At 65.1% G+C, this 18,231-nt stretch carries 15 protein-coding genes; 10 read left to right on the forward strand and 5 right to left on the reverse strand.

The window, feature by feature from the left end:
• Nucleotides 1-151: 151 nt before the first annotated feature.
• The 3 genes from AB0M73_RS05090 to AB0M73_RS05100 are packed head-to-tail and all read right to left on the reverse strand — an operon-like array spanning nucleotide 152 to nucleotide 2,680.
• On the reverse strand, nucleotides 152-1,171 hold the full coding sequence (locus AB0M73_RS05090; RefSeq protein WP_363887007.1) for a GNAT family N-acetyltransferase: 1,020 nt from the start codon (nucleotides 1,169-1,171) through the stop codon (nucleotides 152-154).
• The gene (locus AB0M73_RS05095) at nucleotides 1,122-2,081 is read right to left on the reverse strand and encodes a sporulation-delaying protein SdpB family protein (RefSeq protein WP_363887010.1); all 960 of its coding nucleotides are present in this window, start codon (nucleotides 2,079-2,081) and stop codon (nucleotides 1,122-1,124) included. The genes AB0M73_RS05090 and AB0M73_RS05095 overlap by 50 nt, the downstream gene beginning before the upstream one ends.
• Nucleotides 2,069-2,680 carry a hypothetical protein gene (locus AB0M73_RS05100; protein ID WP_363887013.1) on the reverse strand — a complete coding sequence of 204 codons (612 nt, stop codon included), beginning with the start codon at nucleotides 2,678-2,680 and terminating at the stop codon, nucleotides 2,069-2,071. The genes AB0M73_RS05095 and AB0M73_RS05100 overlap by 13 nt, the downstream gene beginning before the upstream one ends.
• Before the next feature lie 266 nt (nucleotides 2,681-2,946).
• Here AB0M73_RS05100 and AB0M73_RS05105 point away from each other — a divergent pair, with 266 nt between their 5' ends.
• Nucleotides 2,947-6,057 (forward strand): BTAD domain-containing putative transcriptional regulator, encoded by a 3,111-nt coding sequence (locus tag AB0M73_RS05105; protein WP_363887016.1) that lies wholly within the window; start codon nucleotides 2,947-2,949, stop codon nucleotides 6,055-6,057.
• A gap of 54 nt (nucleotides 6,058-6,111) precedes the next feature.
• Here AB0M73_RS05105 and AB0M73_RS05110 read toward each other — a convergent pair whose 3' ends face one another.
• A complete protein-coding gene (locus AB0M73_RS05110; protein WP_363887019.1) occupies nucleotides 6,112-6,294 on the reverse strand; it encodes a hypothetical protein in 183 nt (60 codons plus the stop codon).
• 76 nt (nucleotides 6,295-6,370) lie between these two features.
• The gene (locus AB0M73_RS05115; RefSeq protein ID WP_363887022.1) at nucleotides 6,371-7,675 is read right to left on the reverse strand and encodes a serine hydrolase domain-containing protein; all 1,305 of its coding nucleotides are present in this window, start codon (nucleotides 7,673-7,675) and stop codon (nucleotides 6,371-6,373) included.
• A 1,110-nt stretch (nucleotides 7,676-8,785) separates the two neighbouring features.
• Between AB0M73_RS05115 and AB0M73_RS05120 the strand changes: the two genes are divergently transcribed.
• From AB0M73_RS05120 to AB0M73_RS05160, 9 genes are read left to right on the forward strand one after another with little or no spacing between them, the layout of a single operon-like run.
• Nucleotides 8,786-9,835: a cytochrome P450 gene (locus tag AB0M73_RS05120; RefSeq protein WP_363887024.1), complete on the forward strand. Its 1,050-nt coding sequence runs from the start codon at nucleotides 8,786-8,788 to the stop codon at nucleotides 9,833-9,835.
• 42 nt (nucleotides 9,836-9,877) lie between these two features.
• Complete coding sequence (locus tag AB0M73_RS05125) at nucleotides 9,878-11,413, forward strand: NAD(P)-binding domain-containing protein (protein WP_363887027.1); 1,536 nt, start codon at nucleotides 9,878-9,880, stop codon at nucleotides 11,411-11,413.
• Entirely contained in the window at nucleotides 11,410-12,789 is a 1,380-nt protein-coding gene (locus tag AB0M73_RS05130) for a cation:proton antiporter (protein WP_363887029.1), read from the forward strand. The genes AB0M73_RS05125 and AB0M73_RS05130 overlap by 4 nt, the downstream gene beginning before the upstream one ends.
• A 43-nt stretch (nucleotides 12,790-12,832) precedes the next feature.
• Nucleotides 12,833-13,798, forward strand: coding sequence for a chlorinating enzyme (locus AB0M73_RS05135; RefSeq protein ID WP_363887032.1), 966 nt, complete (start codon nucleotides 12,833-12,835; stop codon nucleotides 13,796-13,798).
• Nucleotides 13,795-14,106 (forward strand): acyl carrier protein, encoded by a 312-nt coding sequence (locus AB0M73_RS05140; RefSeq protein WP_363887035.1) that lies wholly within the window; start codon nucleotides 13,795-13,797, stop codon nucleotides 14,104-14,106. The genes AB0M73_RS05135 and AB0M73_RS05140 overlap by 4 nt, the downstream gene beginning before the upstream one ends.
• Nucleotide 14,107: 1 nt before the next feature.
• Nucleotides 14,108-14,236, forward strand: a complete 129-nt coding sequence (locus AB0M73_RS05145) for a hypothetical protein (RefSeq protein WP_363887037.1) — start codon at nucleotides 14,108-14,110, stop codon at nucleotides 14,234-14,236.
• Between the two features lie 24 nt (nucleotides 14,237-14,260).
• A complete protein-coding gene (locus tag AB0M73_RS05150) occupies nucleotides 14,261-15,826 on the forward strand; it encodes an amino acid adenylation domain-containing protein (protein ID WP_363887039.1) in 1,566 nt (521 codons plus the stop codon).
• 41 nt (nucleotides 15,827-15,867) lie between these two features.
• On the forward strand, nucleotides 15,868-17,010 hold the full coding sequence (locus tag AB0M73_RS05155; protein ID WP_363887042.1) for an acyl-CoA dehydrogenase family protein: 1,143 nt from the start codon (nucleotides 15,868-15,870) through the stop codon (nucleotides 17,008-17,010).
• Nucleotides 16,992-18,215 (forward strand): hypothetical protein, encoded by a 1,224-nt coding sequence (locus AB0M73_RS05160; RefSeq protein WP_363887044.1) that lies wholly within the window; start codon nucleotides 16,992-16,994, stop codon nucleotides 18,213-18,215. The genes AB0M73_RS05155 and AB0M73_RS05160 overlap by 19 nt, the downstream gene beginning before the upstream one ends.
• Nucleotides 18,216-18,231: the final 16 nt, after the last annotated feature.

Here is an 18,231-nt window from a genome sequence, read left to right on the forward strand (position 1 = left end):
CTCGTTGATCACACGCCGAGAACCTTTCGGCGTGTGATCGGAGCGTCCAACGGGATGACACTGGCCCGATCATGGTTTGGTGGCTGTTGGTTGAGGCTCTGGCGTGGCCGGTGGTCGTTGAAATGCCGAGCGTACTCGGCGGCGTGGCGATTCAGCTCGAGAGCCGGGCTTCCAAGTTGGAGAGCTCGCCGGTCACGACGACCCAGGAACGCACCGTGACGAATCCGAGGGCGTGGTTGATCCGGATCATGTGAACGTTCCTGGCACCGGTCGTGGTCCGAATGGCAGTGATGTCGGGGCGACTGGCAAGGAGCCACCTGATCATGTACGCCTTGATGCACGCGCCGATACCGTGGCCGCGATGTGCGGACAGCACAGCGGTGTCCTGCTGTTGGGCCACACCCTTGGCGTACGGGGGCAGTTTCAGCTCGGTGAGGCCGGCCACGGTGCCGGAGCCTTCATGGACGGCGACGACCACGCGCTGCTCCACACCGTCTGCCCGCAGGACCTGTTCGGCGAGCCGAACCCGGTCCGGGGTCCACTCCGGCGACTCGAGGACCGCTTGGCCGAGGGGCGCGTCGTGAATGGCGGCGCGCGCGTCTGCGTACGAGGCGAGGAGAGCATCGGGGGCATGGCCGATCCACTGCTGGATGCGGTATCCGGCCGGCGGCTCGATCGCCCACAGAGACGGGTCGACTTCCTGAAGGGCCAGCCGCTGGCCTACGGCCGCGTGCGTGAGCTGAAAGCCGCGCGCGAGGGCCCACTGCTCGCCGACGCTGCCTCCAGTGATCCACCAGCCCTCGACGGTGGTCCTCGCCTCGGCGTGTAGCACCGGGAAAAGCGTACGCAGAAAATCGCTGCCTATTCCCCGTCGGCGAAAGTCCGGGTGCACGGTGATCTCGATAGAGGCGAGATGTGGGGTCTCCAGCATCGGCAGGCTCAGCGTCATGTGTCCGACCACTTTGCCGGTCTGATATGCGAACCAGTATCGCATGGTGTAGGCGCCGGGGCCGGGTCTGCGTAGACGGCCGATCACTGCCTCATAGCTCGTGGTCGGCTCATGCGGGCGGTCGATCTTCGCGCTGGCCACCATCAATTCGTAGTACTCGGCAAGCGTGGCCTCATCCGCCTGGTTCGGATCGCACGGCCCGATATCGGTTTGAGGTTCCACGATGATGATGATCCTCTCGTCGTTCGACCCCGGTGCCCGCGGAATTTCGACCGAAAGCGGCCAGTGCGAACGCAATCATAATCAATCCGAAGCTGGGTAGAGCCATGACGGCGATTATTGACAAGTGTAGCGCGGCGACCAGCACAACGGCGACGGCGCGCATCCTACGGCGACCGATGATGGTTAGTGCTATCAACGATTGCACGGCTATAACCGACCAGGTGATGGTTTTGATCAGCCATGGTGCTTCCAGCGAGGGTAGAATCAGTCGGGAGGCGGCGGTTGGAATGCCCAGATAAGGGTCATTCGCTGCGAAGTAGAAGGCGCGGCCACTTCGCCAGGCCGGATCGGCCAACTTTGTCGAGGCTGCAGTGGTATAAATTATGCAAACCTGAAGCCGGATCACGAGCTGCGCGGCGAATGCGCTGCCCCGCCAGTACGCGCCGAGCGGCCGGGTCGGTGCGGCCCAATGCCAAACCCGATCGTCGCCAAGACAGAGCGGAATGAGCAGCAGCGTGAGCACTGCAGCGGCACCGTCTCCGCCGTTGGCCACCGTCATGCTCGCGGTGAGGCTGCAGGTGACATACCAGTGGGGAATGCACGTCCAGCGTGGACGGTAGCCGGCGGCGACCATCACCAGTATGCTGACAGCGACGATCCGACTGATCAGGACATGGCCGGTCACGTCACTGTCGAGACACCATAGCGAAAGCGCTCGCACGCCGTCGCATTGCATGCCGGGGGTCAACCCGGTTGCATCGCTGAATAGGGCCGAATCGCTGGTGAACAGGATCTCGGTCAGCGTCGCAAGGGCGAGCATTGACCGGCTGACCGCCAGCCAACGGGATCGCGGGTCGAAGACGGCCCCTGCGCGACTCACGAGTCGGGCCGCCTCGCTCACCGTGCGCACGTCAGGTTCACCAATGCAACCCGTGTCACATGCCGCGGCGAGGTTGGCAGGTCTCCAGAAGGCGGAAAATTCGGTTGATCGATGGCTATCACTGTGGGCCCACACAGGGTCGGCGCCGTCGACGCGTTCTTCAGGGCGAGACTCGCCGACGGCGGAAATGGTCCGCACTCGGCGGGATTCGCGACATCGCAAGCCCGCCAGTATCGGTCGGGAATCTCCTGGGCCAATGTTGTGATCTCGAGGGCCGCTGAATCGATGGCCCGGTCGAGCCCCCAGGAGAAGTCGGACCATTCTTGGCGCTGTGTCTCAACAGTGAGGTGCCTGCCGTCCGGGCTCACCCGATAGGCCAGGAGAACGATTTTCCCGCCGAGATCGGTGAAAAACGACCAGGTCTGCGGCCATAGTACGCCGTAGGCGTCAAGGCGGTCGCCGAGCACCCCTGGTGCGATGTCGCCACCCCATTGGGCCAGCATGGATATCAGCAAGCTGACGAGAAGGATCGTGAGCGTAAGCCCCAGCCCGCGACGGGCATGGTCGGTCTCCTGGTCAACGGCGTGCGGTGAACCCACCTCATCGATTTGCATGATCGCGCCCCCCATTTTTCCTCCGCCATACAGTCCTCCATGTGGGGGGATTGGTCAAGCGGGACCTTTGGCCGAGTCTTCGCTACTCCGAGCCACTTGAGGGCGGCTCTGATAGACTCGGCCGGGTCCCATACGTATGAGTGGCGGTAGCGCAAGTGGTGTAGGTCACCTACGTTCGTCGTCGTTCGGCGGCGGCGTTGTGTATCCACCTGTCGGCCCGGGTTCGCGGGCGGCCGTTCGACGACGGGGTGGCCGGGCGGGTGAACGTGGGGGGAGACCGCGTGGAGTTCCTGATCCTGGGTCCTCTGGACGTGAGGGACCAGGGGCAGTCGATACGAGTCGTCGGCACGCGGCAACGAAAACTGCTGGCTCTGCTGCTGCTCAACCTGAATCGGCTCGTCACGTTCGAGCGCCTGGTGGACGAGCTGTGGGATGCCCCACCCGATTCGGCTCGGCAGCAGGTGCACAACGCCGTTGGCAGTCTTCGCCGGAATTTCGTCGCATCCACCGAGGGCCTGCGAATCACGACAACCGAGGCCGGATATCGGCTGGAAGCCCCGGCGGCGTCGGTCGACTTGGAAGAATTCGGGCGGCGAATTCACGAGGCCAAGCTCGCTGAGTCGCGCGGCCGGCTGGACGCCGCGATCGCCCACCTTCGAGCGGCGCTGGCGACATGGCGCGGCGACGTGCTGTCCGGCCTGCACGGCCCGTCCATCGACATCGCGGCCGCAAGCCTCCGGGAACAGCGGCTGACGGCCGTGGAGGATCTCGCGTCGCTGCGGCTGAGAGTCGGCGAGGCGAACGCGATCATCGGCGAGCTGAGCGGTCTGGTCGCCGAGCACCCACTGCGTGAGTCGCTGCGCGCCACGCTGATGTTGGCGCTGCACCTGAGCGGGCGTCAGGCAGACGCGCTCGAGGTTTATGACCGGGGGCGGCGGCTGACGGTGGACGAGCTGGGACTTGAGCCTGGTGCAAAGCTCCGTGTCGTGCAGTCGGCCATTCTCAACGGCACCGTCGAGGCGGTTGTATCCGGGCTGGGCCCGCCTCGGGTGGACGAGCCCACGCAGGAGGCGCCCACCGAGGCGGTCCCAGTCGAGGAGCCTGCGGGCCGGTGTTTCCTGCCCCACGACACGAGGGACTTCTCTGGACGCGCCACCGAGTTGGTGCAGCTGGTGTCGGAGGCGAAGGCGGCCTTACCCACGGCCTTGGTCATCTCGGCGATCGACGGCATGGGCGGCGTCGGCAAAACGACGCTGGCGGTCCATCTCGCCCACCGGATCGTCCAGGACTTCCCGGACGGCCAGTACTTCGTCGACCTGCACGGGTTCAGCCTTGGAGCAGAGCCGGTCACGCCGGAGCAGGCGCTCGAAACGTTGCTGCGCGACTGCGGCATGCCGGTGGAGAGTGTGCCGGCCGACTTCGGCGACCGGCTTGCCCGCTGGCGCTCGCACATGGCGGGCAAGCGGGCTGTCATCATCCTCGACAACGCGCTGGACGCCGCCCAGATCCGGCCGCTGCTGCCCGGCACGCCGGGCATCCTGGTGGTCGTCACCAGCCGACGGCGGCTGACCGCGCTCGAGGGCATCGTCCCGTTGTCCCTGGACGTTCTCCCGCTCGACGACGCCCGAATGTTGTTCACTCAGATCATCGGCGATGACCGGGCAGCGGCAGAGCCGGAGGCGGTGGAAACGGCTGTCGAGCTGTGCGGACGGCTGCCGCTCGCGATTCGGATCGCCGCTGCACGGCTACGCGACCGGCAGGGCTGGCATGTCGCTGATCTTGTCGAGCGGCTGGAGAGCCAGGCCCGGCGCAGTCAGTTCCTCCAGACCGGCGACCGCAGCGTGATGTCTGCGCTCCGCCTGTCCTGCCGCTACCTTTCGGACGAGCAGAACCGGCTTTTTCGGTTGCTCGGCCTGCATCCGGGGCCTGATTTCGACGCGTACGCGTCGGCCGCACTGGCCGGTATCCCGTTGGACGACGCCGAAGCCGTTCTGGAGACACTGCTCGACGACAACATGGTCCGGCAGGACACCGTGGGCAGGTTCTACTTCCACGACCTGGTTCGGGACTGTGCGAACGAGCTGTGCACGCGGCTCGAGAGCGAAGAGGACCGAAGCGCGGCCGAGAGCCGGCTGGTGGGCTACTACCACCAGTCGGCTAGCACTTGGGGCAAGCACCTCAAGGACGGCGAGCGGGCGGGGGACGCCGAACCAGGCATGTCGGGCGGCGACTACCGGCCGAGCCACGTGAAAACCGCGTATTCGAGCGATGAGGCGATGAAGCTGCTGGACGTGGAGTACTCCAACCTCCGCGCCGTCGTCCAACTCGCCGCCGACCACGGCTGGCACCGGCTCTGCTGGCAGCTCGTCGTCGCCATGCATCCGTACGTGCAGTCGCGCAACTATCTGGGAAACGCGCGGGCCTTGCTGGAACGGGGGTTGCGGGCCGCTGAGGCCGACAACGACCTGCACGGCCAGTCCGTGTGTCTGCAAGCCATCGCCGCCGCCTGTCGGCAGCGCGGTTCAAGCGCGGAGGCTCGCACGTACATCGAGCGGGCTCTCACGCTGAGCCGTCGGACCGGCGACACCGGCCGTGAGGCCGGGCAGCTCGTAGACCTCGCATTCATGTACCACAACGAGGATCAGTTGCTGAAGGCCTACGACACGTACCGCCTCGCCGAGGAGCTCGTGGCCCGGGGCACGAGGCGGAACGCCGTGATCGCCAATAATCTCGGTGTGGTCTGCCGGGATTTCGGCCGCTTCGACGAGGCGCTGGCCCACGGCCGGCGCGCGTTAGACATCGAGATGTCCAACGGCGGCGGCGTCCGCCGCACCTGCCTGAAGCTGTGGAACATCGGCCTGGTGCAATGCCTTCAGGGGCAGCACTGTCTGGCTGAGCGGACGTTCGAGGACGTGCGCGACGCCAGTGAGCGCGCCGGTTTCGGGACCGGTCGGATGGCATCCCTGCTCGGCCTGTGCTACGCGCGCCGGGCGCTGGGGAACCTGGAGAGTGCGCTGGACTGCGGCCGACAGGCGCTGACCCTGGCGCGGCGGGTCGGCCTGCGTAAAAGCGAGTGTGAAATCCTGAACACGCTCGGCGAGGCGGTCTTCAGCACGGGCGATCTCGAGAAGGCGGCCGAGGTTTTCGAGCGGGCCCAGGAGTTTTCGGTCAAGTACGGCTTCGTCCGTCATATCGCGCGATCGCACGAGGGGCTCGCGCACGTCGCCTGGGTGCGACAGAAGTTCGACGAGGCGCGGTCGCATTGGACCCTGGCGATCGAGTCATACCCGGATGGTATGATCGACGCCGACTATGCACGCCACCATCTTGACTCTCTGGCAGACTCGGGCGCCGACTGTGTTCGCTGCCGGGTCGTGGCCGCCCCGGAGTAAGAAGATCCTTCCCCGATCACTGCAGGTGATTGGGGAAGGATACGGGTATTCTGATCAGCGGTTCGCGTTCGGGTCGGGCTCATCCCAGCCGCTGCTGTTCGGGTGGTATTTGAGGACGTAGCTGTTCACTGATCGATGTTGATCCGGGGCCGTGGCGCTGCTTGCTCCGTTCACGACGCCGACGAGCACGCCGACGACGGTCGCGATTAGCAGCCCGGTCAATACTGAACGCTTCATGACTCCCCCCATGGACAATGTGCGTGGTAGTTGCTGCCATGACAGCGTAACGCACGAGGCCCAGGTTGAGGAGTCCTCAGGCATCCGGTACGAGCCGGTAGGCAGTGCACCACCACAGCGGGTAGTGCAGGGTGCAGGCCGCTTCGGGCCCGCCGTCGTGGAATGTGAGGGTGATGTCGGGATCGTCCTGCGCGACGTAGATCGTCCGGTCGACGGGTGCCATGCGGTGGCAGCGGTCGAGGAAGGAGACGATCAGGTGGCCCAGTTCGGCGGTGATGTCGAGCCGGTGGTCCGTGTTGGCGTATGCGCCCGCGCGGGAGTCTACTGCGGATTGCGGTAGTGGGATCAGCGGACGTTCGACCGGGGGTTGTTCGAGTACGGTGTCGATCAGTCGCCGCGCGATGTTCCTGGCGGGGAAGCCTTGCAGGTTGGTCAGCAGGATGATGCCGAGGTCGTCGTCCGGCAGCCGCAAGTAGAGGCATGTGAAGCCCTGGATTGCACCGCCGTGGTAGATCAACCCGTGGCCACGGTAGGCGCCGAGCTTCCAGCCGAGGCCGTACCCCTCTGCCCGACCCGTGGCAAGTCGGGTAGGGCTGAACAGGCGACGCTGCAGGGCAGCGTCGGCGATCGATTCCGTGCGCAGAGCCTGGTCGAACCGGAGGAGGTCCTCCAGCGTCGATCCGATGCCGCCGGCCCCGCCGGTCAGGGCGATGTTGACATAGGCCGCGTTGCCGAAGCTGTCGGCGCTGCCGGTGTAGCCGCGGGCGAGGTCCGACGTATTGGTGGTGTCGTTCAGCAGGAGGGAGTGGTGCATTCCGGCCGGCGCGAAGATGCGCTCGGTCACGATCGTGCCGAAGGGCATTCCAGTGACTTGCTCGGCGATCATGTCCAGCAGGCGGTATCCGGAATTGCTATATCCATAGCGCGAGCCGGGTTCGAAATCCAGTCCAGCCTCGACAAAGCAGGCCAGCAGATCGGCGTCGGTGCGGCGGCTGTTCGACATGATGTCGACGTAGCCGGGCTGGCCGGTGCAATTGGGGATTCCCGATGTGTGGGTCAGCAGGTGTTGGACCGTCACTCGCGCGGCGTGCGCTGGATAACCTGGCAGATAATAGCGGATCGGCGCGTCCACGTCGAGCAATCCATCCCGTTCCAGCAGCATGATGACCAGCGCGGTGAAGGGCTTGCTGAGTGAGGCCAAACGGAACACAGTTGTCGGCTGCACTAGTTGCCGTCGCGCCAGGTCCGCGAGGCCGTAGCACTTGGTGAGTATTGGTTCACCGGCATGAGTCAGGGCCAGGGCGGCTCCGGGCACCTGGCTACGCAGGTGGCAGTCGAGAACATACTCGACGCGCGCGGCATCGATCTTGGGTGACGACATGTAGGTAAGGCTAGGCCTTGGCCGGCCGTCAGAATTGGTTGACACGGAAATGGTCACCATGTGGAATGACTGCTGTGATCGGGGTGGCATCTCGGGTGCCGAGTAGGCAACCGATTGCGTGCGAGTAGTTGGCCCTGGCAGGCTGATCGGTGAACAAAGGAGAGGCGTCGACACTCGTGGTCGCGATAGCACACCAGAGGGGAACGTGCTGCCGCGATCGCGGTTTTGGTGATGTCGTGATTGTCGTTTCGGCCTCACTAGAGTAGACGGTGGATGTCATGCGGGTAGTGCCGGGCAGACAGTCTTCAACTGGTGTCCCAGTCGGTCGCCGCCAACGCGCCGGCTCCTACGCTGGGATCTGGGCCTTTCGGGGGAGGACTACGCCGCGATTGGGAGCGACAAGATCAACAAGCTGCTCGACGAGGCCGGCTCAGAGTTGGACGAGAACAAGCGCTACGCCGACGGCTGGCGGCGGCTTGCCGACGAGCTGGCCGACTCCGCGCGGGCCACCGCCTGATCGTGTGGGGTTCCAAAGTCAGTCACCGGCCCCTGGCTGACCGGAAGGTCACCGCGACACGTATTACGCACAGCCATCCGCACTGGTTGGACCAGGCCATCGCGGGAGTGGTGAAGATGTCCCCCAAAACTGTCGGTGCGGTCCGGGTCCGGTCAACCGAGGAGATTCCTCGGTTGACATGACCGCAGTCATCCACAATACATCCGATCGGACAGGTGGCCGCCCGATCGGATTCATCTCCTGACGTCGACCATCGAGAGGAGGTAGGCATGAGCTACGACCATGGCGATCCGGTGTAATTGAGTGCTCGAGCGGCGGGTCGCCCGGGTTTGCACGTTCGACCCGCCGCTCGACGGCCGGCGATCGCTGGCCGTGTTCGATGACGCAAATTCGGGCTCTGACCAGCTAGCTGCGACGCCGCCCTCAACAGGCGTAGTGTCCCAATCCTCCGCTCGTCAAGGAGTGACCAGCCTGTGCAAGACAGTATAGAATGGAATCCCCTGGATCCGGCCTCGATTCAGGACCCGTATCCCATTTACTCGCGACTTCGGGATCACGACCCGGTGTATTGGCACGACGGGATGAAGTCATGGGTGTTGACGAGGTACGACGACTGCCATCGTGTCCTGCGCGACTACGCCACCTTCGCTCGCGACCGGCGGCGCGTGGGGGCAGATATCCCGGACGACAAGCTAAACATCCAGACCCAGGACCCGCCGGAGCAGGCAGCACTGAAAGGCATCACGACTAAGGCACTGAACGCCCAGCGACTGCGGCAGGTATGCGCCGATGCGCGGAGCCTGATGGCGGAGAAACTTGAGGAGGCCGCGAAAGGCGGCACGTTTGACCTGATGCAGGACGTGGCCGGACCTGCGGCCATCCAGGTGATCAACCAAGTCTTCGGCGTCGACGACTTCACGCAGGAGACGTACGCGCCTATCTATCAAGGCCTGACACGGAATATGGACAGCGGCCTCGATCCATCACGATTGCCGGCAGGCCGGGCGGCCGGGTCGGCGCTGCGCGCCAGAATGGACGGCTGGCTCGACGCGCGGCTCGGCGGCGCGGGTATGTTGGGTGTGTTCTATCGCGACGAAGAAGTCGCGCAGATGCCCCAACCATACGTTCGCAACACGTTGCTCGCTACATACAACGCCGGCTTCAGTACGGTGTACGCGTCGAGCGGCGCAGTCATCCATGAGCTGCTGAAGCGCGGCCTGTCCGAGGTCCGCGCCCTGGACGCCGACGATCAGTCCGCGATGGCTCTCGCCGTGGACGAGTTGCTCCGCTACACGAGCCCGGCGCAGGCCACGGCGCGGGTCGCCGTGGTCGAAACGCAGATTCAAGATGTGACCATCAAGCCCGGCGACGTTCTGGTCACCATGATGGCCGCGGCGAACCGGGATCCCCGAAAGTTCGACAACCCCGACGAGCTCATCCTCGACAGGTCGCCCAACCAGCATTTGACGTTCGCCTGGGGGCCACACGTGTGTCTGGGAGCGAGACTCGCCCAGGCATGGATCGCGGAGCTCATCCGCTTCGTGCTCGAATTCGGCGACCGCCTTCGGCTGTCCGGCGAGGAAGAATACATGCATTCGGCGACGCTGCGTAATCTGGTCAGGTTGCCCGCCGCCTTCGTCTGAGCCGGGTGCACGCCGAAAGCTGCCAGAATTGGGGGATAAAACATGTCGAACGTGACACTGGACTATCTGGTGATCGGAGCAGGTCCGGCCGGATTGCAGGTCGCATACTTTCTCGAGCGCCGCGGCTGTGACTACACGGTCCTGGAGGCCAGCACAGAGGCGGGAGCCTTCTTCTCGGTTTACCCCCGGCATCGCACGCTGATCTCCGTCAACAAGCGCCATACGGGCAGCCTGGATCCGGAGTTCAACATGAAGGTGGACTGGAACTCGCTGCTGTCCGACGACCCAGACCTGCTCTTCACCCGATACAGCGATAAGTACTTCCCGTGCGCGGACGACCTCGTCCGATACCTGGGTGACTTCGTCGACAAGTGCGGCCTGCGTGTCGAGTTCGGGGCCAAGGCCACACGTATCGCCAAGAGCGACGGCGGCTTCGCGGTGACAACAGAGCGGAGTGACGTGTTCACCGCCAAGCGGATAATCATGTGCACGGGAGTGACCCCAAACCCGCCCGAGATCGCGGGGATCGAACATGCCGAGCAGTACGCCACCGTCACGACGGACCCGACGGACTTCACCGGACAGCGGGTCCTGATCCTCGGCAAAGGCAACTCGGCCTTCGAAACTGCCGACAGTCTCATGGAAACCGCAGCCACCATCCACGTCGCCGGTCCCAATCCGGTGCGGCTGGCCTGGCACACGCACTTCGTAGGCCACCTGCGGGCGGTCAACAACAACTTCCTCGACACGTACGAGTTGAAGCTGGGGAACGCGATCCTCGACGTACCGGTGACATCGATCGCCAAGAGCGACGGCGCCTACCAGGTCGAGTTCCAGTTCACCGGAGGCCGCCGGGTCCTCTCCTACGACCGGGTGATCGTCTGCACCGGGTTCCGCTTCGACTCGTCCGCCTTCGCGGAGGACTGTCTGCCGGCGCGCACCGTCAATGACCGTTTTCCGGCCCTGACCGGCGCGTACGAGTCCATCAACGTGCCAGGGCTGTACTTCGCGGGAACAGTCACTCAGTCGGTCGACTTCAAACACTCGACCAGCGGCTTCATCCACGGTTTCCGTTATGGCGCACGGGCATTGAGCCACGTGCTGGCCGAGCGTTACGAGGCAAGCCCTTGGCCCAGTCGGGAAGTGGCGCCCGAGCCGGCGGAGCTGACGCATGCCCTGCTTGCCAACCTGAACCAGTCCTCGGCCCTCTGGCAGCAGTTCGGGACGCTTGCCGACGTTGTCGTCGTCCCGCCCGCCGGGCCGGCACGCCACTACCAGGAGATGCCGGTCCGTCACGTGCGTGAGCGCGGATTCGCCGCCGCGGACAAGGTCTTCCTCGCCACCTTGGAATACGGCACCCATCCCCGCGCCGCGTTCGACGGCGTCAAGGAACTCGCGGACGCGCGGCCGGTCTCCAGCTACTTCCACCCGGTGGTCCGACAGGTCGTCGGCGACGAGGTGGTTGCCGAGATCCACCTGCCCAGCGATCTCGAGAACCATTGGTGGCACCCGAAGCGGCACGTCGACGCGCTCCGGGAGTTCTTCGACTCCTCTCTTGAACTGAGCGTCGCACGGTGACGTCGACCCAGGCGCTCGTCGAGACGCTTTATCTGCACCTGCCGGAAGGCACGGTGGGTGCTGCCGCTCAGGCAGCGCCCGTCAACAAGGACCTGCAGCTCACGCTGCAGTTCCTGCCTGCGCTGGTCATCATCGTCGTGGCCTCGGGCCTCTGTGGACGCCTCGCTGTCCTGCTACGGCAACCCCGAGTACTCGGCGAAATGGTTGCGGGCATCCTGCTCGGTCCCACGCTCTTCGGAGCACTTCTTCCCGGCGTACACGCTCAAATCTTTACGCCGGAGGTCAAGTCCATCCTCTACTTGCTGGGTACCGTCGGTCTGACGCTCTACATGTTCCTGGTCGGGGTGGGCATCGATCACGGTCACCCATCGGCAGGCAAGAGTGCGCGCACCGTCTCGTCGGTGGCGGCCTTCGGCATCGCCCTCCCGGTGCTTCTCGGGGCCGGCTGTGCCGTGGCCTTCTACGACTCGCTGTCGCGCCCGAACGTCAGCGTCGTCGAGTTCGCGCTCTTCCTGGGCGGCGCGTTGTCCATCACCGCCTTCCCAATGCTCGCTCGTATCGTCTACGAGCGTGGAATCGAGCACACCCGACTTGGGCGGATCGCGCTGTTGAGCGCATCGGTCGACGACGCCGTCGCCTGGTGCATCCTCGCGGTGTTGTCGGCCATTCACATGGGTTCCTCCGAGCACGCGCTGATGACGATCGGGCTCGCCGCTCTGTTCGCGGTGGTCATGCTATTCGGCGTGGCGAGGTTGCTGCGGCCGCTCGGGCGACGTGTGGAACGCACCGGCGAGATGGGCTGGGACGCGCTCTTCCTGGTGGTCGCCCTGGTGCTGCTGTCCGGTTACTTCACCGACTACATCGGCATCTATTCGGTGTTCGGCGGGTTCATCGCCGGTGCCGCCATGCCGCGCTCACTCGCGTTTCGGCAGGCGATCCAGAGCCGCATGATGGAAGCGGTGTCCGTGCTCCTGCTGCCGGTGTTCTTCGTCTACTCCGGGTTGAACACCAACTTCGAGGGGTTCGGCTGGGGCGGCATCATGGCGTTCGTGATCATTCTCGCAGCCGGGTTCATTGGCAAGTACGTCGGTTGCGCGACCGCTATGCGCGTTACCGGATTCTCGTGGCGGGAATCGGCGGCGATGGGCGCGCTGATGAACGCCCGCGGGCTGATGATTTTGATATTCATCAATATCGGCCTCGCCGAGGGCATGATCAACCAGACGGTCTTCGCCATTCTTGTCCTGGTTGCCGTCGTCACGACAGGTGCCGCTCTTCCGCTCTACCGCTGGTCTATTTCACTAGGTTTTGAGCAGGAGTTGAAGTCGATCGAGAATGGCGGCGATATCGTTCCACAACTGGCAATCAAGGACTGAATCGCCGTCATGTGCGACCATCGACAATTTAAGGGGGCTATAGATGGACAACGCAAGCTCGATATTCTCGCTGACGCCCGATGAGTTGCGTCGGTTTCACTGCGACGGCTTCATTGGTCCCTTCGATCTCTACGGCGAGGACGAGATGGAGCAGAACCTGCGCCGACTGCGGCCGAAGTTGCTCAACACTAAGCGGGCGGTCTACGGGCAGGGCGCGGCGATGGCCGGCGTGACGAATCTCGCCAACTACGACCGCCATCTCGACGTCGAGTTCCTGGCCCGGCATATCGGCCGCCCCGAGATCGTGGACCGGGTTACCTCGATCCTCGGACCGGACGTCCTATGTTGGCGCAGCGAGTTCTTTCCGAAGTACCCGGGGGACGAGGGCACCGACTGGCATCAGGCGGACAACTTCGCCAACGTCGCAGGTTCGAAGAAGCCGCAGATCGAATGGCCTACCGACTCGATGTTCGGCGGCACGATCACGGTATGGGCCGCGTTCACGCCCGCGACCGTGGAGAATGGTTGCCTGCAGTTCATTCCCGGCACCCATGACGTGATGAACTACGACGAGTCCAAGACCATGGACTACGCCCCGGTCACGATCAATAACAAGGAGAAGGTCGGCGTGCGGCGCGGCTTCTTCGGTTACGATTACCGACAGCTCCAGAAGGATCCCGACTGGGCGCCGGACGAGTCGGCGGCGGTGTCGCAGGTGATGCGCCAGGGCCAGTTCATCATATTCTGGTCGACGCTGATGCACGCCTCCCACCCTCACTCTGGCCTGACCGACCAGATGAGGTTGGGCTTCGCCGCCCGGTACCTGCCGACGTCGGTCCGCGTGTACCCGTATTCGAATGGACTGGAGGAGTTCGGCGGTACCGCGAGCCTGGACGGGTTCGGGAACGTGCTGGTCGCGGGTGCCGACACGTTCGGTCACAACCGTTTCAAACAGGAGACCGTGGATGGTTTCACGTTCCCTGTCCGCTCCACGGCGGATCTTTCATGACCACGGGGCAGGAGAGCATCGTGCAGTCGGCGGGTGAGATCGAACGGTGGGTCCTGGACGCGTGTCGGGATCTCGGACTGCCAATCGAGAGCGGCACGGACGACTTCTTCGCGATGGGAGGCACTTCCCTGACCGCGGTCAGGCTCGTCGCGCGGGCCGAGGCCGAGTTCGGTGAGGACTGCCTGCCGCCCGAGGACATCTACGAGAGCAGTGCGCTTCGGGATATCGCGGCGGCCATTGTGCGCAACCGTGGACCCGTGGTCGTCGGACCGTCGGAGAGGCAGGGGCGAGGTAACGGAGAACAGTAGTGTGGCCCGGCATTCCAAGGGCCGCCTGCGGATCACGTCGGCGCGGCCAGGCGACGCCGGCAGCAGCCCGAGATCCTCTCCCGAGCACGGGCTGCTGCCGGCGCACGCCGCGCAGAACTACTGCTGTTGATCTACTTCCGATTGTGGTGGACTGGTGGACGAACTACACGGCGGTGACACGGCGGGCGCAGCGCATCGGGCGCTAAATGGTGCTGCCACCGCGTTTGTTGAGCAGCGCAGTATCCCCGACGTGTTCCGATCGCATGTGGCCGCAACCGGCGAGGGCATCGCCGTCGAGTGCGGCGAACGAACCTTGACCTATCGCGAACTCGACGAGTTGTCCGACTCGATAGCGGTGCGACTGTCCGACGCGGGAACGCGGCCCGGGCACATCGTCGGGCTCTGTGCCCGTCGTAGTCCCGAGATGATCGCTGGGCTGCTCGCGATCCTCAAATGTGGGGCCGCGTATCTGCCGGTCGACACGACCTGGCCCGATGAAAGGGTATTTTCTCTGCTGCGGCAGGCGGGCTGTTCGGTCGTGGCGACGGATCGTGTCGGAAGCATCCACAGCCGTCTGCCGCACCTGAGCCCCGTTGCCCTGGAGTCGGCGGAAGCCGGCCGCCGCCCCACTCCGGTCCCGGCGGGCGATGCCGCCTACGTCAACTTCACGTCAGGTTCGCAGGGCCGGCCGAAAGGTGTCCTGATCGGACACAGGGCGGTTCTCCGGCTCGTGTCCGGTGCCACCTACGCGCGCCTCGACAGGACACGCCGGCTCCTGCAGTTGGCGCCGGTCACCTTTGACGCAGCGACGTTCGAGATCTGGGGAGCCCTACTCGCCGGTGGAACCTGTGTTCTCTATCCCGACGAGTTCCTGCGGTTGTCCGAATTGAAGCGCGTCATCGTCGAGCACGGGGTGACGACGGCCTTCTTCACCACAGCGCTGTTCAACTCTATTGTCGACGAAGCGCCCGACGCCCTCGATAGTGTCGACGAGATCCTCACCGGAGGTGAGCACCACTCGCTCAGGCACATGCGAGTCGCCCTGGCGCGATACGGTGCCGGCCGAGTGGTCCACGTGTACGGACCGACCGAGAGCACGACTTTCGCCACCTCCCACCGGGTCTCGACGCTCCCCGTCGACGATGCCCAGGTGCCGATCGGGCGACCGATTCAGCACACTCGCGCCTACATCGTGGCCGGCGAACGGTTGTGCGCGCCCGCCGAGACCGGTGAGCTGCTGCTCGCCGGTGACGGGCTTGCTCACGGCTATCTGGGCATGCCGGAGAAGACTGCCGAGCGTTTCATCGTGCGCACGGTCGAGGGATGCACGGAGCGGCTCTACCGCACCGGGGATCTCGTCCACATCGACAACGACGGGCGACTCGTGTTCGAGGGGCGTGTCGATGATCAAGTGAAGATCAACGGCTTCCGGATAGAACCGGGCGAGCTTGCCCACCATCTCGGCCGTGATCCTCAGGTCCGTCACAGTTTCGTCTGTGTGCACGATGGCTCGACAGGACGGCAGCTCCTTGCCTTCGTCGTGCCGGCAGACCCGAGCTGCACCGCGGGATCGGTGCGGGAGCGGCTTGCCGCCGCTCTCCCGTCCTACCTGCTGCCGGCCGGTATCCACCTGTGCGACGAGCTACCGCGGTCACCGAACGGCAAGGTGGATCGCCAGGTTCTCCTCGCCCTGCACGCCAGGCAGGGGGCATCACTATGACTAATCATCATGTCCCAGTAGGACTTGAGGAGGATGCTGCCGTGGCCGAGCAGCGGCGCATCCGTGAACGCCTGGTCGCAGCCTTGGAGGCGGTGGTGCTGCCGAACGCGGACGACTGGGAGGCGCGCAGGCACATCCCACCCGACGGGTGGCGTCTGCTAGCCGAACACGGTCTTCTCGGCGTTCCGCACTCCGGCCCTGGGTTCCAGGAAACCGCAGTGTTGATGGAGGAGCTGGGACGTACCGGCTACGCGGGCATACGTGCCGCAGTGGCCGTGCACGCGTGCATGGCTACCTTCTACCTCGCGCGCTTCGGATCGCCCCAGCAGCACGAGCGATTCCTGGCGCCCGCACGACGTGGCGAGCAGATCGCGGCATTGGCGTTGAGCGAGTCTGACGCCGGCACGGACCTCAACAACCTCGCCACGCGTGCGGACCCGGACGGCCACGGTGGATACCGGGTCTCCGGTCGGAAGTCCTACGTCGCCAACGGTTCACAGGCCGGCTTCTACATCTGCCTGGCCAGAACCCGCACCACGGCCAAACCTGGCCGGGCACTCGGTGGATCCGGACTACTGATCATCGACGCGGACACGCCCGGCCTCACCGTCACGCCGCAGCCGATGCTGGGCTGGCGCGCCGCGGACATGTGTGAGATCACCTTGGCGGACGTACGCGTTTCCGGAGATCGGTTGATCGGGAAGGCTGGCCACACCCTGTCGTATCTCATGGCGGCACTCGACTTCGAGAGGCTGGTCGCAGGCCTGCTGGCGATCGGCGGTGCGGCACACGCCATCGCGGCGACGCGATCCTTCACCCGCCACCGTCACCTCGGCGGCGCGCCGCTCGCCGCGAACCAGACCGTGCGGCACGCACTCGCCGATCTCGTGGCGGAACTCGAAGTCGTGCGGTGCTACGCCCGTCGAGCGGCGATCCGGTACGGCCAAGGGCGATTGGAGACCGACGTCGCGTCCATCGTGAAACTTCGGGCGACCGAGCTCGCGGTCTCCGCGTCCCGAGTCTGCATGCAGTATCACGGCGCAGCCGGTTACTCGGACGACTCGGTGGCCGCCCGTATCTACCGCGACGCCGCCGCCGCGACCATCGCGGCCGGTCCGAATGAGCTCATGAGGGACATCATCTTCGAGACGACGGAGGAGGCGTCATGCACGTCGTCCTGTTAGGAACCCGCCCCGAGGTCGTGGATGAATTGCACGAGCTCGGTCATACCGTCAGCGTGCTCTACCAGGATTTCAACCGACCCTACGTCGAGGCGAACGCCGAGCGCTTCGCGCACCGCGGCTTCATTTCCGCCTTCAACGCGCCGGAAACGGCCTGGTCGGTGCTGCTGCACCTCGGGATCGCCGACGAGGTCGACGTAGTGATCCCATGCCATGAGTTGGCGGTCGTGACGGCGTCGATACTCAATGGTATTCTCGGCCGTCCGGGCAAGATCGACCTGCAGACGGCGATGGCGGGCCGTGACAAGGCTGTGCAGAAATCACTGTGGGGGAAGCACGGTGTTCCGACCGCTCGGCACATGACGTTCACGAACGAGCCTGGTTCCGTCGACGAGGTCCGCGAGGCACTGGCCGGCCTGCGCGCGCCGTTCGTCGTCAAGCCCCCGTCCCTGGGCGGGAGCCGGCTCGTCCAGGCTTGCCCGACGGTGGCGGACGTCTTCGAGGCATTGCACGACAGTCGGGAACTACGCCATGCCGTCGTCGAGGAGAAGCAGGAGGGCGACGAGTGGCACTTCGACGGCTCCGTCATCGACGGGCGGGTTGACCACCTCCTGGTCTCCCGGTACCTGGCGCCGCTAATCGAGACGAAGCACGGCTCCACACTGAGGTCGGTCGCCTACCCGGTCGCGCGGTTCCCCGATGTCTACGCCGAGGCCGGGGAGTTCGCGCAGGCGGCCGTCGAAGCGCTCGGCGGCCGGTGGGGCGTCTTCCACCTGGAGGTGTTCGGCAAGCCCGGCGACTTCACCGCCGGAGAACTCGCCTGGCGGCCGGCCGGCGTGCTAGCCCCCATGTCGGCCGAGCGCACGATCGGCGTCAACCCGTGGCGGGCTCACGTGCGGCTGCTGATCGGGGCGGAGCCACTGGCGCCGACCACCGTTGCCGGCGCGGACCGGGCGGTCGGTTTCGTCTGTCTCCCGATCCGACCCGGCGCGATCAGCGGCGTGACGGAGGCCGACATCGCGGCGCTGCCCGGTGTCTGCCATGTCCAGATGACCGTCCAGCCTGGCCAACGCATGAAGGAGATGCTGGCCAGCACCATGGGGGTCGCGATGGTTCTCGTCGAGGGGGCCGACATCGACCACTGCGCACGGCTCATCGACGATGCCGTCGATCTCACCAACGCACTGCACGATCTGAAGAGTCACTGACGCCCGGCCTGGCGTC

The sequence above is a fragment of the Kutzneria sp. NPDC051319 genome (genome assembly GCF_040682195.1).
GTDB lineage: Bacteria > Actinomycetota > Actinomycetes > Mycobacteriales > Pseudonocardiaceae > Kutzneria.